This is a genomic window from Formosa agariphila KMM 3901, from assembly GCF_000723205.1.
GTDB lineage: Bacteria > Bacteroidota > Bacteroidia > Flavobacteriales > Flavobacteriaceae > Formosa > Formosa agariphila.
The window spans coordinates 1,478,375-1,495,266 of the sequence record NZ_HG315671.1 but is presented as its reverse complement, the minus strand read 5'-3'; the positions used below and the strand labels follow the sequence as shown (position 1 = coordinate 1,495,266).

Here is a 16,892-nt window from a genome sequence, read left to right as displayed (position 1 = left end):
TATGTTCAGTAAAGAAGAATCTAGACAGTTAAGAGAATTATTTTGGACCAGTTTCGGGAAATCTTTTCCAAGGAAATGGGTGCTTTACGATACAAAAATTAAAGGTTTTAGCTTTAAATTTCATTTCGATACTAAAACTGCTTTTGTGACTTTAGATGTGGAAGAAGATTTGGAAAATCGTATTAAACACTGGGAAAAATTAGAATCTTTAAAATCTATTTTAAAAGAAGATTATTTACCTGATGCTATTTTTGAAGAAGAATTTCTGCTAGATAACGGAAAAGAAATCTCAAGAATTTACGTACCTCTTGAGCAAAAAGTATCTATACATAATAAGAATACTTGGCAAGAAGTTATGGAATTCTTCAACGACAAAATGGATAAATTTGAAATGTTTTTTGAAGATTACGCCGATATTTTAAAAGATGATTAGAAGGCTTTTAAATAACGTATAAAAATATCATTAAGAAATGACTAATGGCGCCTGCCAATACAAATAAATGCCATATTACATGATTATATGGTATTCTATCGAAAGCATAGAAAATAATCCCTACAGTATAAAATAAGCCTCCAGCAAATAATAAATACACGCCTTGTTCGCCTATAACTTCTGCAAGATTAGAAAAATCGAACACAACCAACCAACCCATTACCAAATACAAAAGCGTAGAAAACAATTCGAATTTACCTGTAAAGAATAGTTTTAGTATTAACCCAAACGCGGCGATGCCCCAAACAACAAAAAACAATTCCCATCCTAAACTGTGTTTTAAAGATATTAAGAGTACAGGCGAATAGGTACCTGCAATTAGCAAGTATATACTAATATGATCTACAATACGCAAATACCGTTTTTGCTTTTCTTCTGTTACATAATGATATAAGGCCGATGCAGAAAATAACACAATTACCGAAATTCCATAAACAACAACACTAAAGGTTGTCCAAGCCGTTTTTTGTTCATTATAATATAACAGTAATACGAAACCAAGTACACCTAAAACAGCTCCAAAGGCATGTGTTAAGGTATTTAGTTTTTCTTCAAAAGGTGATTGAATTTTCATTTCTCAGAACGTTTTGCTACTGTGGGTTTTGGTACATCCAATCGTTTAGACCATTTATTTTCTGCTTCATAAAAATCGAAATCTAAAACAGAATTTTGTCGTTCCAATTTACCGTTTTGGAAATTCCGTTCTAAAATATCTTCAATAAAATAATCTTCTTTAGAATTCATAGGATTAAATTCTTCTTTTAAAGAAATATCGAAAATTTTAGCGGTGTTATTAAACCAAAACGCACGCCACCCACTTCGTAAATCTTTAATTAAATCGAACGTGGTAATTCCCGTTTGTCTATGGATTAATTTAACTAAAATCTGACCTTCGGTACGCGTCATTTTTTTTAGTTCGGCAGAAAATTCGTCTTCTAAATACTTTTGTACCTGTTTTATATATCGCTTTTGTAACCGAGTTTTATCTAACTCATCTAATCTAGACTTTAATGCTTGTAATCTATCGGCTGCCAATTTTGCATACGGATAGACTTTAAGTGTCTTTCTGCGTAGAATTAAATATTGATAATGTTCCTTTTTATCAACAAATTCTATTTTATTAAGAATCATGACTTCATCTAAATCAATACTCGTTCTAACAATAGAATCTCCCTCTATAATAATATACATATCTTGTATACTATCTTGCACAGGACCTTCTATTTGAGTCCAAGCAAAACATGGGAAAAGTAATAAAGTTAACAGGAAAAATTTCATATAATTATTGAAGCCAAAAACTATTCCAAAATTAATAATTTAGAGTTCTATTAACCCTAAAATCTTATTAATATTATTATTTTTATGGAAAATTATTTCAAATGGCAAAGAAGAGTATATTAAATAAAAAATCGTTAGACTTTCTAGAAACATATTTAAATAATGCAGCGCCTACTGGTTACGAATGGACTGGGCAAAAGTTGTGGATGGATTATTTAAAACCTTATGTAGATGAGTTTATAACAGATACCTATGGAACAGCTGTTGGTGTTATAAATCCAGATGCTCCTTACAAGGTTGTTATTGAAGGACATGCCGATGAAATTTCATGGTATGTAAATTACATTTCGGATAATGGATTAATTTACGTTGTTAGAAATGGTGGTAGTGATCACCAAATTGCACCAAGTAAATTAGTTAACATTCACACTAAAAAAGGCATTGTTAAAGGTGTATTTGGTTGGCCAGCAATTCATACAAGAGATAAATCTAAAGAAGAAACTCCTAAAGTAGAAAATATTACTATCGATGTAGGAGCAAAAGACAAAGAAGAAGTTGAAAAAATGGGCGTTCATGTGGGTTGTGTAATCACCTATCCAGACGAATTCCATATTTTAAACGGAGACAAATTTGTGTGTCGCGCTTTAGATAATAGAATGGGTGGTTTCATGATTGCTGAAGTGGCTCGTTTATTAAAAGAAAATAAGAAAGAACTTCCTTTTGGATTATATATTACAAACTCTGTGCAAGAAGAAATTGGACTTCGTGGCGCAGAAATGATTACACAAACCATTAAACCTAATGTTGCTATTGTTACAGATGTAACACACGATACTACTACGCCAATGATCGATAGAAAAAAAGAAGGTCATTTAGAATTAGGTTTAGGACCTGTAATCGCTTATGCTCCTGCTGTACAACAAAAATTAAGAGATTTAATTACAGATACAGCAGAAGAGAATAAAATTCCTTTTCAGCGTTCTGCCCTATCTCGTGCAACAGGTACAGACACAGATGCTTTTGCATATAGTAATGGTGGTGTGGCTTCTGCCCTAATTTCTTTACCGCTACGTTATATGCATACTACGGTTGAAATGGTACACCGTGAAGACGTAGAACATGTAATTAAATTAATTTATGAATCGCTTTTAAACATAAAAGCAGGTGAAACTTTTAGTTATTTTAAATAAAAATTCAAGTAATCCCGCCATTGGCGGGATTACTTTTTAATAGTGCATATGGACGAATTAATAGACATTGTTACTAAAGACGGTAAACCAACTGGAGAAATTGCATTGAAATCTGAAATTCATGCAAAAGGGTATTTTCACAACACAGCTCATGTTTGGTTATATACTAAGTCTGGAGAGATACTTTTAGCACAACGCAGTTATAAAAAAGCGATTTGCCCCGGCATGTGGGATGTTTCAGTAGCTGGGCATGTAGATGCAGGCGAAAGCATTGAAACTGCTGCATTACGCGAAATGCAAGAAGAACTTAGTTTGAAACTAGCAATAGAAAACTTACAAAAAATAGGTGTTTTCGAGTGTTTTCAAAGTTATGATTCAGGAATACAAGACAATGAATTTCATCATACATATATAGCCGAATTAAAATCACCCTTAAACACATTAACGCCGCAACCTGAAGAAGTTGAAGCGTTACAACTTGTAAGCATTTCAACGTTTAAAACCCTTTTAGCACAGAGCGAAACAAACGACTATTTTGTCCCCTCTAATAGACCATATTATAACACGGTTTTAAATGCTATTCAAAAACAAGTAAGCTTTCTAAATCTTTAGGAATTCTTAGACTTTTAGTTTTCTGTATATTAGAATTTATACCATAAACCTTTTCTGTTAATCGCGTATTTTTTAAGATTAAAAAATCTTCAAGATTATCTTTAATTATCTGACTTTTTAAACTAAACCACACACAAATTACTGTGGTAAGTAGTACATTTACAGCAATATACTTACCTTTAGTATAAACCACAATACCTCCCATTAAAAATAATGAAAATCCAAATAGAGTTAATTCTGTAGTAAATTCAGAAACGCTTTCTTGAGTAACAATGTTTATTATTTTATCTAAATCGGATTGAGATTGCTGAATACTTAATTGCTCTCTTATTGATTTTTTTTCGAAAGTAGCATAACTAGAGGTATTAAAGTATTTTTCGACTCTAGGTTCCCACCGGGCTTCACGGGTTTCATCAGACTGCCAAAATTTAGTGGCTTCTTCACAAACTCTAACAAAGTTAATTTCTTCTTTAATGAATTTCTGACTTTGTTCAGACAGATAATCACTTTCAATTAAAATGGGATTAAATTGTTTTTCTGCAGGGGAATTATTAGAAAAACTGTAAGTAGATTTTGCATGACTAAAATTAATACAAAATAAGCAAAGAACACATAGTAGGATATGTTTCATGTTTAGGAGGTTTGGTTAGTTAATAGCGATTTAACACCACCTCTAGGTTATAGCGATATTAAATTTTTGATATTTCAAAGATAGTTCTGAAATAGACAAAATATGTCTGTTTCATTTTTTTGTAAGAAAAAAGGCTGTTTTTAGTGTAAATTATTACATCTAATAACAGCCTATATTTCATATTGACAATAGCACTTTCATTAATTTATTTCTTTCTCAAAAAATTAGTTATTGTTATAAATACAATTAATAAATAATATTAAACCAAATTTATTTACCAAGAAGACAAAATATGTCTGTTTCAAATAATTTCGTTGAAATTCAAATTTTAAATAAAAAGAAAAAAACGTGAGGTGATATTAAAAAAAAAGATAATGTGTTAATTGTAATACGCAGACATCTTATTTAATGTCGACTTAATATCGTTTACTACATGAGCAGGAGAAACAATTTTAACCCAGCGATTATATTTTAGTATTTGCATAAAAAACTCGTAAGTGGGTTCTACATAAATTTTAAGTACTCCCCAAATGCGTTCGTTACTGTAATCTAAATCTTCAGTGTCTAAATCTATTGGGCGGGCCGTTATAACCTGCGAATGATGCAAAAAATTATTTTCAAGATATTTAAAGTGATGATTTGCCACTTTTATATGGATCCAAACCGCTTGTAAGTCTGATTTTAAAATTCCTATTGAATTCTTAAAATAGTCCGATTCATTAAAAGTAATGGGGTCTTTACAGACTCTATTGGTTATAAATAAACTACTAATTCTACTATCCAAACACATCGAATATATACCAACGTCAGGATTATGCGCTATTAAATACCAAGCGTTATTTATTTCTTTAATATGTAACGGTTGAAACACATTTTTTAATTTCTCAAATCTATTATCATCATACCAACCTTTATAATCTATCTCTACAAAATACTTACATTCTATAGCATTAATTAACGCTACCATATCCACATACGCACTTAACGAGGTTCTGGATATCGTCACAAATTGTTTCCAAGCATGTGCGTGATGATGTAATAAATAGAGCTCTGTTTTTTCGAAAACTTCTTTCAGCTTATCCGACATAACGAAATCCTGCTCCAAAATATAATACCCATGATTACGTTTCAGCTTAATATCGATGTGGTAAAAAGATTTAATATCTTCTAAATCGCGTTTAATCGTTTTTTTACTATTCGATTCCAGTTTTTCGTAAAGTCTATCTTCATAGTTTCTTTCCACTATAAAATCTAAAGCACGTTTCAATTCTTCGTAAGTAACATAAGGTTTAGAAAGCCCATATAGTTCTGGACTTTTAATAATTCGTAAAACATAATAGCGTCGAAGAAATTCTGAAGTCATAAAAGATGATTATAGATAGGCAAAATAATAAATTAGAAGCAAACTTCTTTACACAAGAGTATTTTATATATTTGGCTCCTTATTTATATATCTATGCCAATTGCTTTTAGCAGAAAAGATTTAAATTCGACCGCTTGGTTTTCATTAGAGAAGCTTATTCAACTTTTTGCTGGCGTATTTATTATACCTAAAATATTTAACACATTAGGCACTGTAGATATTGGTAAGTTACATTTTGTTGAAGCGCTCTTAGGCATGTTTGCACCTGTTTTTTTTCTAGGTCTTACAGCTATTTCTATCCGCGAGATGGTGCTTAAACCCAAACAGTCTGAAAAAATTGTAGCCACTACATTTTTCATCCGCTTAATTAGTTGGTTGCTATTAAGTACCGGAATTTTAGGATATTTATTGTTTACTAAAAACACGGCTTTATTCAATCTTTATATTATATTATTACTTAGTTATTTATTTAGACTAACCGATGTTTTTGAAAGTTTTTTCTTAGCAAAAAAACAAGCTAAATTCATATTTATAAGTAAAATAACCAGTCTCATAATTATTATTTTACTTCAGTATTATGGTGTAAAACACAATCTAGATGTACTTTACTTTGCTAAAGTTTTAGCTTTAGATTTTCTAATTCAAGGTATAATTTACGGAATTGCGTTACTAACCAATAAAAGCTTTAGCTTAAAAAAATTGTCGATATCACTGCTTCTAGGAAAAGAATTATTAATCATGGCTATTCCATTAATGATTTCGAGTGGTTTAGTGATGCTGTATATTGGAATAGATGAAATGTTTCTGAAATATTTTTATAACGACCATGCTAACGGTGTTTTTGGAAGTGTTCAATACTTGGTTATTGGCTTAAGTTGGACTTTAGGATTTGCTATTATTAATGCTTTATATCCGTCTTTGGCAGAATCTTATAAAGACGATAATCAAGGGTATATTTCTAAATTTAGGCAATTAACTTCTGCCATGATTCTACTAGGTATTGGGATTGGTCTATTTTATACGGTTTTTGGTAACTACATTTTAAACACTTATTTTTTAGAACAATATACCGAGGCTAAATCTCCCTTAAAAATCTTTTGTTGGTCACCTTTACTTGTGTTTATTGGGATGTTATACGAGAAGCATTTACTTACAATTAACCAATTAGAACACGAGGTTTATCGTTTTGCTTTAGGCTGTGTAACCAACCTTGTGCTGTGTTATTATTTAATTCCAATATATTATTTAAATGGTGCTGCAGCGGCTGTATTATTAAGTCATTTAGTTACTAACATTATATATCCATTAGTACAATTATCTATTAAAAATCGAAGATTATTTATCTTAAATCTAAAGTAACTCATGCATTTACTCCTTTTAGCTCTCGCCCCAATTGTTGTAATTATTGTTTACATTTATAATAAGGATAAGTATGAAAAAGAACCAAAGCGTTTACTATTATACAACTTCTTGTTAGGAGCTTTTGTTAGTATATTAATTACAACAATTATTTCCTTAATATTTAATAGTATTATCCCTACAGACGATTCGAGTCTGCTACACTTGATTATAAAAGCTTTCTTTGTAGTTGCATTTACAGAAGAATTTAGCAAATATTTTATTGTTCGTTATTTTGCACAACCAAATAAAGCATTTAACGAACCGTTCGATGGAATTATGTACGCCGTTATGGTATCTATGGGATTTGCCGCTACAGAAAATATTTTTTACGTATTAGAAGGTGGCGTTAGTTCTGGAATTTTAAGAGCATTTACGGCTGTACCAGCTCATGCGACTTTCGGAATCTTAATGGGGTATTTTATGGGAAAGGCTAAGTTTTCTAATAACCGAATTAAACACAATTTAACGGGATTATTATTGGCCGTAATCTTTCACGGAAGTTACGATTTCTTCCTCTTTATTAATTTTATACCAGGGATTTGGGTGGGTGCATTCATTTCTCTTGGTGTAGGAATTGTATTAGCAAGAAAAGGAATAAAAAAACATCAAGAGAAATCATATTTTAAATAATAGTACTATCTTTATTTCCCGAAAATCTCATTAAATGAACACGATGAAGAATACGATAGCAGAACGCGTAGCTGACTTTATAAAGAACTTCCCTCCTTTCGATTTACTCGATAAAGAGCAATTGCTCGATATTTCTAAAGAAGTAAAAATCAAGTATTTAGACAAAGAAAGTGTTATTTATAACATCAATGACCCTTTACATGATCAGTTCTATATGATATACAAAGGAGCTGTAAAGCTTAAGAAATATATCAATGAAAAATTAGAAACTATTGATCAATTTGATGAAGGAGATGTATTCGGATTGCGTCCATTATTTGCAAAAGAGAATTATGCAATAACTTCTGTTACCGAAGAGGAGACTATTTTATATTGTATTCCTATTGAAATGTTCCATCCATTCATCGATAATAATAAAGATTTTCGTCAGTATTTAATTGAGAGTTTTGCATCGAATACAGAGAACCCATTTTCTAACGAATTTCAGAAGAAATTACTAGAAGATGATGTTAAATTAGACCTGTCTAAAGACATGTTCGAAATGCAACCTGTTCGACTTGTTAAAAATGTAATTACAACTAAAAAGACATCGAGCATTCAGGATGCTGCTAAATTAATGGCAGAACACAATATTGGGTCTTTAATTATTGAAGAGAAAGAATGTCCAATCGGAATTATTACCGATAAAGACCTTAGATTACATGTAGCCACTGGAAATTATGCGATTGATGAGGATGTTTCTAAAATCATGAATTCTCCAGTATTGTGTTACAAGAAAAACATTACTATAGCTCAAGCACAAACCACATTGATGAAACATAAAATCAATCAAATTGTGGTAACAAAAGATGGTACGCCTAATTCTAAAATTTTAGGAGTCTTTTCTGAGCATGATATTATTGTAATGAAAGGAACAAACCCTTCAGTGTTAATGAAAGCGATTAAACGTTCAGATTCTACTAAAGAATTAAAACGTATACGCGAAAAAATCATGATGCTTTTAGATGGGTATATTCAACAAAATATTCCACTTACGCATATTAACAACATTATATTCGAACTAAACGATGCCACGATTAAACGTGTTATAGAACGTTGCGTCGAAAAAATGGATCAAGTACCGCCAGTTAAATTTGCTTGGATGTCTTTGGGAAGCCAAGGAAGAAAAGAGCAACTTTTACATACAGATCAAGATAACGCTCTTGTTTTTGAAAACACAGACGATGATCATCTAGAAGAGGTTAGAAGTTATTTCTTAACCTTAGCTAAAAAAGTAAATAAGCGTTTAAAAACTATTGGTTTCGAATATTGCCCTGGCGAAATGATGGCAAAAAACCCTAAATACTGTTTAAGTATTGATGAATGGGAAAATCAATTTTCTGCTTGGACTAGAGAAACAGAAGAAGATGAATTACTTTTATGTTCAATCTTTTTCGATTTCGATATTACTTATGGCGATATTAATCTAACCAATCAATTGTCTGATTACGTTATAGAAATCACTAAAAATAATTTAATTTTTCAATCTAAATTAGGAGCTTCTTCTTTAAGAAACCCTTCCCCATTAGGATTCTTCAGACAATTTTTAGTAGAACAAGATGGTGAATATAAAGATCATTTCGACATCAAGAAAAGAGCAATCATGCCACTTACAGATGCTGGAAGATTATTAGCGATACATTACCAAATAAAACATATTAACAACACTGCAGAACGTTTCGAGAAGTTGGCTGAATTACTTCCTGAGGATCAAGAATTATTTTATTCTTGCGCCTATGCTTCTAAAGCCTTATTAAAGTTTAGAACCAAACGCGGAATACGTCATCACGACAGCGGACGCTTTATTGCTTTAGCTGAACTTTCTAAGGAAGAAAAAATGAAACTTAAACGTTGTTTTAAAGCAGTGAGTAAAGTTCAAGAACTTGTTAAATTAAAATTTAATCTTAAGAATTTCATTTAATGAAATGGCTTTTCAATAAAACTGAAAACACACATCCAGAATTTTGGACCAATTACGAATCTCTTTTTTTAGAACAAAAAGAAGGTGATATTACAGCTTCAACTTACGTTATTTTAGACACTGAAACTACAGGGTTTAACTACGATAAAGATAGAATGCTAAGTATTGGTGCTGTAAAAATAATAAATGGCTATATAGACATAAGCACTGCTTTCGAAATCTATATAAAACAAGATTATTTTGATGAGAATACCGTGCAAATCCACGGTATTCTTAAAAACGATAAATTCGAAACTGTTACCGAAGACGAAGCTATTGTTTTATTTCTAGACTATATTAAAGATTCTATTTTAGTAGCACATAATGCTTATTTCGATATCGGAATGATTAATGCTGCATTTAAACGTCATGGCCTTCCAGAACTAAAAAACAAAGTGTTAGATACAATGCATTTGTTTCGTGCAACACGTACAAAATCTACAGTAATTCCTCCTAAAAAGACTTACTCTTTAGAGGATTTAGCAGAGCACTATGATATCGATTTAAGCGATAGACATACCGCTTCAGGAGATGCTTTAATTACAGCTTTAGCATTTTTAAAATCGATTCACTTTTTAATAAAGACTAAGAATTATACTTTAAAAGAACTTTTTAAACTATAAATAACTCTTTTCTAAACTTTACTCATCGTCGTCTTATTTGTTATATTTACAAGACAAACAGACATCTATGAGTAAATTAACCAAAGTAATTGTAAACGATATTCATCATTTTAGTCTTTCTAAAAATGATTTGAATGTTTTAGATAGTGTGGAAACAACAACTAACCAGTTCCACATAATTCAGGATCAAATTTCTTATCATGCTGAAATCTCCAATGCAGATTTTCAGAATAAATCTTATACCGTACATATAAATAATACCTCGTATCAAGTAGATATAGCTACAGAATTAGACGAACTTATTAAAAGTATGGGACTTAATAATAAGACTTTAAAACAGACCGATGTTATTAAGGCGCCAATGCCTGGACTTATTTTACATATTACAGTCAATGTAGGCGACCATATAAAAACAAATACACCTTTACTTGTTTTAGAGGCCATGAAAATGGAAAATAGTATAGTTTCTCCACGCGATGGAATTATAAAAGCGATTGCCATAGAAAAAGGATCCACAGTTAATAAAGGTGATCTTTTAATAGAATTTGAATAACGAAAACCACTTTATTATGAAAAAAATTTTAGTAGCAAATCGTGGGGAAATCGCACTTCGAATTATGAAAACGGCAAAGAAAATGGGCATTAAAACCGTGGCTATTTATTCTACTGCCGATAGAGAATCGCCACATGTAACCTATGCAGATGAAGCCATATGTATCGGAGAACCACCTTCAAATCAATCGTATTTATTAGGCGACAAGATTATAGAATTTGCAAAAAAGTTGCATGTAGACGCCATTCATCCTGGATACGGATTTTTAAGTGAAAATGCAGAGTTTGCAGAACAAGTAGAAGCAAACAATATTGTTTTTATAGGCCCTAAATCGGAGTCTATTAGAATCATGGGAAGTAAGCTAGCAGCTAAAGAAGCAGTTAAACACTACAATATCCCTATGGTTCCTGGAACCAAAGATGCTATAACAGATATTAAAGAAGCAGAACTTATAGCTGAAAAAATAGGCTTTCCAATTCTTATAAAAGCTTCGGCCGGTGGTGGAGGAAAAGGCATGCGTATCGTTCAAAATAAACATGAATTAGAAGTGCAAATGAAACGCGCAATAAGCGAGGCAAAAAATGCATTTGGAGATGGTTCTGTTTTTATTGAGAAATATATTGCTTCTCCCCGACATATAGAAATACAAATATTAGCTGATACTTTAGGTCATACCGTACATTTATTCGAACGAGATTGCAGCATTCAAAGGCGTCATCAAAAAGTTATTGAAGAAGCCCCATCTGCCATTCTCACTCCTAGTCTACGAGATAAAATGGGTGATGCTGCGATTAAAGTTGCCAAAGCATGCAATTATATTGGTGCAGGTACTGTAGAGTTTTTGTTAGATGATAACGATAAGTTTTATTTTTTAGAAATGAATACCCGTTTGCAAGTCGAGCATCCCGTTACAGAGTTAATTACAGGTTTAGATTTAGTAGAATTACAAATAAAAATAGCACGTGGTGAAGCTTTACATTTAGTACAGGCTCATTTAGAAATTCTAGGGCACGCTATGGAATTGCGTATTTATGCAGAAGATCCTCTAAACGATTTTCTACCAAGTATTGGCAAATTAGATGTGTACAAATTACCAGAAGGAAAAAATATACGTGTGGATAACGGTATTAATGAAGGTGCTGATGTACCAATATATTACGATCCCATGTTAGCTAAGTTAATAGCATACGGTAAAACTCGTGAAGAGGCTATTGAAAATATGTTAGAAGCCATACATGATTATAAAATAGAAGGTATTAGCACCACTTTAAGCTTTGGGAAATTCGTTTTTCAGAATGCTGCGTTCCAAGAAGGAAACTTCGATACTAATTTTGTAAACATCTATTACTCCAAAGACGTTTTAAAAATTCAAGCTGAAAAAGAAGCTAGACTTGCTGCTTTAGTTGCTTTAAAGCAATACGAAAAGGACTTAAAACAAGTAAGATTACCCAAACATTAATTTAAAGTTTATGGATTCTAAAACAAAAATACTATCCGATAAATTAGCTAAAGCTCATCTTGGAGGCGGAACGCATCGCATAGAAAAACAACATAGCAAGAAAAAACTAACTGCAAGAGAACGTGTAGACTACTTATTAGACTCGAGTTCTTTTGAAGAAATAGGCATCTTAGTAACCCACCGTACCACCGATTTTAATATGGATAAGGAACTATATTATGGCGATGGTGTAATTACGGGATATGGTACAATTAACAATAGATTGGTATACGTATTCGCACAAGATTTTACTGTTTTTGGAGGTTCTTTATCTGAAACACATGCCGAAAAGATTTGTAAAATTATGGACTTGGCTTTAAAAATGGGAGCGCCACTTATTGGTTTAAACGATTCTGGTGGAGCACGGATTCAGGAAGGTGTACGATCGCTTGGCGGATATGCAGACATCTTTTACAAAAACGTGCAATCCTCAGGTATCATTCCTCAAATTTCTGCTATCATGGGACCTTGTGCTGGTGGTGCCGTGTACTCGCCTGCGATGACAGATTTTACAATGATGGTAGAACATAGCAGTTATATGTTTGTTACAGGACCAAATGTGGTAAAAACAGTAACCAACGAAGAAGTAACATCTGAAGAACTAGGAGGCGCACATACACATGCTACAAAGTCTGGAGTAGCACATATTACCTCTACAAACGATATAGAATGCCTAGACAATATAAAAACGTTGTTAAGTTATCTACCACAAAACAATACACAAACAACAGATAAAATTCCGTTTGAATTACAAGATGAAATAAGAGCTGAACTTGCTACTATTGTTCCTGAGAATGCAAATAAGCCATACGATATGCATCACGTTATAAATGGTATAATTGATGATGATTCATTTTTTGAAATTCATAAAGAGTATGCACAAAATATAATTGTTGGATTTGCGCGACTTGGAGGTAGAAGTATTGGTATTATTGCTAACCAACCTTTAATTTTAGCAGGTGTTTTAGATGTAAACAGTTCAAAAAAAGCGGCACGATTTACACGATTCTGTGACAGTTTTAATATTCCTTTATTAGTTTTAGTAGATGTTCCTGGATTTTTACCTGGAACAGATCAAGAATGGAACGGTATAATTTCTAACGGCGCTAAATTATTATATGCTTTAAGCGAAGCTACAGTACCACGAGTAACCGTAATTACTAGAAAAGCCTATGGTGGTGCATACGATGTTATGAACTCTAAACACATAGGAGCCGATATGAATTTTGCATGGCCAAGTGCAGAAATAGCTGTTATGGGCGCTAAAGGTGCTAGTGAAATTATCTTTAGAAAAGAAATTCTAGAAGCTAAAGACCCTCATGCAAAATTAGCAGAAAAAGAAACAGAATATGCCAATGCGTTTGCAAATCCGTATCGGGCTGCTCAACGAGGGTTTATAGATGAAGTAATCTTACCTCAAGATACAAGACGAAAATTACTTAAAGCATTTAGTATGCTTGAAGATAAAAAAGTAGACTTACCAAAACGTAAACACGGAAACATTCCACTATAAACGTAAGGTCTAAAAAACAAGAAAGCCTTCAAAATGTTATACATTTTGAAGGCTTTCTGATTAGTTAACGGTTTTAAATTTTGGCTTGAAAAGTATATAAATCATAATAACGCCCTTGACTTGCAATAAGCTCATCATGCGTACCACGTTCTTTTATTCGTCCCTCTTCAATCACTAAAATCTGATCTGCTTTTCTAATTGTACTTAAACGGTGCGCTATAACAATAGTTGTTCTGTCTTTTGTTAATTCATTTAAACTTTTCTGAATAAAGCCTTCACTTTCTGTATCTAAATTAGATGTTGCTTCATCTAAAATAATTACTTTCGGATTTGCTAAAATTGCTCTTGCAATGGCGATACGCTGACGTTGACCTCCGGATAATTTAACACCGCGCTCCCCTATTAACGTATCTAAACCATCGTCAAAACGGTCTGTAAACTCACTCACGTAGGCTGAGTCGACAGCTTTTATGAGTTCTGCTTCAGAAGCGTTTGGTCTCGGAAATAAAATATTTTCACGAATGGTACCTTCAAATAAAAATTCGTCTTGAAGTACAACTCCTAAATGCTTTCTAAAACTTTGTAATTTCACTTTAGTTAAATCGTAACCATCTACAGAAACTACTCCCGATTTAGGATTTAAAAAGGTAGCAGATAAACCTGCAATTGTAGATTTACCAGATCCAGAACTTCCTACCAATGCAACTACAGATCCAGATGGTGCATTAAAACTAATGTTGTGCAGCACGTCTTTACCTTCATCGTAGGCAAACGAAACATCGTTAAACACTAAGTCGCCTTTCATGTTTTCAATTTCTAACGTTCTATTTGCATCATCTTCTTCAGTTTCCAAATTCATTAATTCTTCAGTACGATCTAATCCCGCTAAAGCTTCTGTTAGCTGACTTCCAATATTACTCATTTGTACAATTGGCGCAATCATAAACCCGAGAAGCAATGTAAAAAACATAAAGTCTCCAATTGTTAATTCGCCTTGCATAATTTTATAACCACCAATTCCCATAATTCCAGTAGAAGCTATTCCTAAAAGAAATGTAGAAGAACTCGTCATAACTGCAGTAGCTGTTAAACTCTTTTTTACATTTTGAAACAATTTATCGACGCCTTCTTCAAACGCTTTATTTTCTTGATCTTCGGCATTAAATGCTTTAATCACGCGAACGCCTGCTAAAGTTTCAGTTAAACGCCCAGTAACTTCAGCATTAATTACACCACGTTTTCTAAATATAGGTCTAATATATTTAAATGCTTTCATGGCAAGTACCCCGAAAACAGCTACAGGAACCAAAACAAAAAGTGTCATAGATGGACTAATTCGTATTAGTAATATCAATGAAATTACAGCTGTAAACGTCCCACCTACTAGTTGTACTAGACCTGTACCTATTAAGTTTCGAACACCTTCTACATCAGTCATAATTCGGGAAACTAATACGCCAGACTTTGTATTATCGAAAAAACTTATAGGTAGAGATAGTACTTTTTTCTGAACTTTTGCTCGTAATTCCGATATTAAATACTGCGCTTGAACACTTAAAATTTTAGTCAATAAAAACGAAGTTACAGCTTGAACCAGTATTGCTCCTCCAACAACAGCCAGCATAGAATATAACTGATTGTAGTCTTTATTTGGAATAATATCATCTAGTAATACTTTACTTTTCCAAGGCAATATTAAACTTGCCAATCGGCTTAAAACAATTAAAACTAAGCCTATAAATACTAGATTTCGCTTTGGCCAAATAATAGTCTTAAAGGCTTGCGCCATACTGACTTTTGAAGCCTTTTTTTTATCCCCTTTTATGGGTTGTTTATAATGTCTCATATTTTTATTTAGGGTGTAAAGATAATTTTACTGACTAAACTATTTAGCATTAAAGAAGAAAATTAATATTAAGAGTTTCATAAAAGGCTTACATGTTTATAATGTAATTATTAACTTGAACCGTCTTAAACAAATCACTTATTATGGAGTATAGAACACTTGGAAATTCAGATTTAAAATTATCAGCAATCACTTTTGGAGCTTGGGCTGCCGGTGGTTGGATGTGGGGTGGCACAGAACAAAATGATGCCGTAAAAGCCATGCAATCGGCATTCGATTATGCTGTAACATCTATAGATACTGCGCCCATTTATGGTATGGGACATAGTGAAAAAATTGTAGGTGAAGCTATTAAAGATTTACCGAGAGACCAAGTACAAATTGTAACCAAATACGGATTGCGTTGGGACGCTACCGATGGTGAATTTTATGTAAACTCTCAAGATAATGATGGTAAAGACATTGCTATTTATAAAAACTCGAGTAAAGCCAGTATTATAAAAGAATGCGAAGATAGTTTAAAACGTTTAGGCACAGATTATATCGATTTATACCAAATTCATTGGCCTGATAAAACCACCAAAATTCAAGAAACTATGGAGGCTGTTGCTCAACTTATAAAAGACGGTAAAGTACGTTATGCAGGTGTTTCCAATTACAATGTAGACCAACTTAAAGAAGCAAAACAGTATGTCGATATTGTGTCGAACCAAGTACCATATAGTATGGTAAATCGTGGAATTGAGTCGGAACTAATACCTTATGTACTAAAAAACAACACCTCTATTTTAGCTTATAGTCCGCTGCAACGTGGTCTACTAACTGGCAAAATGAAGGCTGGTCATACCTTTTCTGAAGGTGACCATAGAAAAGGATTAGCATTCTTTAAAGATGAAAATATAAAACAAACGGCTCATTTTTTAGACACGTTAAGACCGTTAGCCGAAGATAAAAATATTTCATTATCGCAATTAGTTTTAAGATGGACCATAGAACAACCAGGAATTACTATTGCATTGGCAGGTGCTAGAAATGCAGAACAATCTATTTCTAATGCTAAAGCTATTGATGTAAAATTATCTGCTGAAGAATTACAATTTATAAACAAAAATCTTAACGAATTAAAATTAGACTTATAGAAACGCACACTTTCTAATTGTCGATTTTTTAAATTTTAAGAACATTTAATTTTATTTTTTTATAAAAGAGCAATTCAAAATGCATTTAAATTATTAATTGTAAAGCGACTAACTAATAAAGTA

General features: G+C 32.3%; 16 protein-coding genes. 11 read left to right on the top strand and 5 right to left on the bottom strand.

Annotated elements, in window-relative coordinates; genetic code table 11:
• Window position 1 precedes the first annotated feature (1 nt).
• A complete protein-coding gene (locus tag BN863_RS06320; RefSeq protein ID WP_038528677.1) occupies window positions 2–433 on the top strand; it encodes a DUF4268 domain-containing protein in 432 nt (143 codons plus the stop codon).
• Between the two features lie 7 nt (window positions 434–440).
• On the opposite strand, the gene trhA is transcribed toward BN863_RS06320, so the two are convergent.
• Window positions 441–1,067: a PAQR family membrane homeostasis protein TrhA gene (trhA, locus tag BN863_RS06315; protein ID WP_038528674.1), complete on the bottom strand. Its 627-nt coding sequence runs from the start codon at window positions 1,065–1,067 to the stop codon at window positions 441–443.
• Complete coding sequence (locus BN863_RS06310; RefSeq protein WP_038528672.1) at window positions 1,064–1,771, bottom strand: DUF4294 domain-containing protein; 708 nt, start codon at window positions 1,769–1,771, stop codon at window positions 1,064–1,066. The genes trhA and BN863_RS06310 overlap by 4 nt, the downstream gene beginning before the upstream one ends.
• Window positions 1,772–1,872: 101 nt before the next feature.
• Between BN863_RS06310 and BN863_RS06305 the strand changes: the two genes are divergently transcribed.
• Window positions 1,873–2,961 (top strand): M42 family metallopeptidase, encoded by a 1,089-nt coding sequence (locus BN863_RS06305; RefSeq protein WP_038528669.1) that lies wholly within the window; start codon window positions 1,873–1,875, stop codon window positions 2,959–2,961.
• Between the two features lie 48 nt (window positions 2,962–3,009).
• Window positions 3,010–3,573, top strand: a complete 564-nt coding sequence (locus BN863_RS06300) for an NUDIX hydrolase (RefSeq protein ID WP_038528666.1) — start codon at window positions 3,010–3,012, stop codon at window positions 3,571–3,573.
• On the opposite strand, the gene BN863_RS06295 is transcribed toward BN863_RS06300, so the two are convergent.
• Both BN863_RS06295 and BN863_RS06290 read right to left on the bottom strand, forming a co-directional pair.
• Window positions 3,539–4,204: a hypothetical protein gene (locus tag BN863_RS06295; RefSeq protein WP_038528664.1), complete on the bottom strand. Its 666-nt coding sequence runs from the start codon at window positions 4,202–4,204 to the stop codon at window positions 3,539–3,541. The genes BN863_RS06300 and BN863_RS06295 overlap by 35 nt on opposite strands.
• 379 nt (window positions 4,205–4,583) lie before the next feature.
• A complete protein-coding gene (locus tag BN863_RS06290) occupies window positions 4,584–5,567 on the bottom strand; it encodes a helix-turn-helix transcriptional regulator (RefSeq protein WP_038528661.1) in 984 nt (327 codons plus the stop codon).
• Window positions 5,568–5,660: 93 nt separating this feature from the next.
• Between BN863_RS06290 and BN863_RS06285 the strand changes: the two genes are divergently transcribed.
• The 7 genes from BN863_RS06285 to BN863_RS06255 all read left to right on the top strand — a co-directional run bounded on the left by BN863_RS06285 (window position 5,661) and on the right by BN863_RS06255 (window position 13,784).
• Entirely contained in the window at window positions 5,661–6,926 is a 1,266-nt protein-coding gene (locus BN863_RS06285) for an oligosaccharide flippase family protein (protein ID WP_038528659.1), read from the top strand.
• A gap of 3 nt (window positions 6,927–6,929) precedes the next feature.
• The gene (locus BN863_RS06280) at window positions 6,930–7,598 is read left to right on the top strand and encodes a PrsW family intramembrane metalloprotease (protein WP_038528656.1); all 669 of its coding nucleotides are present in this window, start codon (window positions 6,930–6,932) and stop codon (window positions 7,596–7,598) included.
• Window positions 7,599–7,641: 43 nt separating this feature from the next.
• On the top strand, window positions 7,642–9,558 hold the full coding sequence (locus BN863_RS06275; RefSeq protein WP_038528654.1) for a DUF294 nucleotidyltransferase-like domain-containing protein: 1,917 nt from the start codon (window positions 7,642–7,644) through the stop codon (window positions 9,556–9,558).
• Window positions 9,558–10,220 (top strand): 3'-5' exonuclease, encoded by a 663-nt coding sequence (locus BN863_RS06270; protein ID WP_038528651.1) that lies wholly within the window; start codon window positions 9,558–9,560, stop codon window positions 10,218–10,220. The genes BN863_RS06275 and BN863_RS06270 overlap by 1 nt, the downstream gene beginning before the upstream one ends.
• A gap of 67 nt (window positions 10,221–10,287) precedes the next feature.
• Complete coding sequence (locus BN863_RS06265; protein ID WP_038528649.1) at window positions 10,288–10,773, top strand: acetyl-CoA carboxylase biotin carboxyl carrier protein subunit; 486 nt, start codon at window positions 10,288–10,290, stop codon at window positions 10,771–10,773.
• A 16-nt stretch (window positions 10,774–10,789) separates the two neighbouring features.
• Window positions 10,790–12,232 (top strand): acetyl-CoA carboxylase biotin carboxylase subunit, encoded by a 1,443-nt coding sequence (locus BN863_RS06260; protein ID WP_038528647.1) that lies wholly within the window; start codon window positions 10,790–10,792, stop codon window positions 12,230–12,232.
• 10 nt (window positions 12,233–12,242) lie between these two features.
• Window positions 12,243–13,784 (top strand): acyl-CoA carboxylase subunit beta, encoded by a 1,542-nt coding sequence (locus BN863_RS06255; protein WP_038528645.1) that lies wholly within the window; start codon window positions 12,243–12,245, stop codon window positions 13,782–13,784.
• Between the two features lie 73 nt (window positions 13,785–13,857).
• Here BN863_RS06255 and BN863_RS06250 read toward each other — a convergent pair whose 3' ends face one another.
• Window positions 13,858–15,630, bottom strand: a complete 1,773-nt coding sequence (locus tag BN863_RS06250; RefSeq protein WP_038528642.1) for an ABC transporter ATP-binding protein — start codon at window positions 15,628–15,630, stop codon at window positions 13,858–13,860.
• 143 nt (window positions 15,631–15,773) lie between these two features.
• On the opposite strand from BN863_RS06250, the gene BN863_RS06245 reads away from it, so the two are divergent.
• Window positions 15,774–16,769, top strand: a complete 996-nt coding sequence (locus BN863_RS06245) for an aldo/keto reductase (protein WP_038528640.1) — start codon at window positions 15,774–15,776, stop codon at window positions 16,767–16,769.
• Window positions 16,770–16,892 lie beyond the last annotated feature (123 nt).

Bases quoted from the DNA above. Each gene is read 5' to 3' on its own strand.
- BN863_RS06320 (WP_038528677.1), top strand. From the start codon at position 2: ATGTTCAGTAAAGAAGAATCTAGACAGTTAAGAGAATTATTTTGGACC.
- trhA (WP_038528674.1), bottom strand. From the start codon at position 1,067: ATGAAAATTCAATCACCTTTTGAAGAAAAACTAAATACCTTAACACAT.
- BN863_RS06310 (WP_038528672.1), bottom strand. From the start codon at position 1,771: ATGAAATTTTTCCTGTTAACTTTATTACTTTTCCCATGTTTTGCTTGG.
- BN863_RS06305 (WP_038528669.1), top strand. From the start codon at position 1,873: ATGGCAAAGAAGAGTATATTAAATAAAAAATCGTTAGACTTTCTAGAA.
- BN863_RS06300 (WP_038528666.1), top strand. From the start codon at position 3,010: ATGGACGAATTAATAGACATTGTTACTAAAGACGGTAAACCAACTGGA.
- BN863_RS06295 (WP_038528664.1), bottom strand. From the start codon at position 4,204: ATGAAACATATCCTACTATGTGTTCTTTGCTTATTTTGTATTAATTTT.
- BN863_RS06290 (WP_038528661.1), bottom strand. From the start codon at position 5,567: ATGACTTCAGAATTTCTTCGACGCTATTATGTTTTACGAATTATTAAA.
- BN863_RS06285 (WP_038528659.1), top strand. From the start codon at position 5,661: ATGCCAATTGCTTTTAGCAGAAAAGATTTAAATTCGACCGCTTGGTTT.
- BN863_RS06280 (WP_038528656.1), top strand. From the start codon at position 6,930: ATGCATTTACTCCTTTTAGCTCTCGCCCCAATTGTTGTAATTATTGTT.
- BN863_RS06275 (WP_038528654.1), top strand. From the start codon at position 7,642: ATGAAGAATACGATAGCAGAACGCGTAGCTGACTTTATAAAGAACTTC.
- BN863_RS06270 (WP_038528651.1), top strand. From the start codon at position 9,558: ATGAAATGGCTTTTCAATAAAACTGAAAACACACATCCAGAATTTTGG.
- BN863_RS06265 (WP_038528649.1), top strand. From the start codon at position 10,288: ATGAGTAAATTAACCAAAGTAATTGTAAACGATATTCATCATTTTAGT.
- BN863_RS06260 (WP_038528647.1), top strand. From the start codon at position 10,790: ATGAAAAAAATTTTAGTAGCAAATCGTGGGGAAATCGCACTTCGAATT.
- BN863_RS06255 (WP_038528645.1), top strand. From the start codon at position 12,243: ATGGATTCTAAAACAAAAATACTATCCGATAAATTAGCTAAAGCTCAT.
- BN863_RS06250 (WP_038528642.1), bottom strand. From the start codon at position 15,630: ATGAGACATTATAAACAACCCATAAAAGGGGATAAAAAAAAGGCTTCA.
- BN863_RS06245 (WP_038528640.1), top strand. From the start codon at position 15,774: ATGGAGTATAGAACACTTGGAAATTCAGATTTAAAATTATCAGCAATC.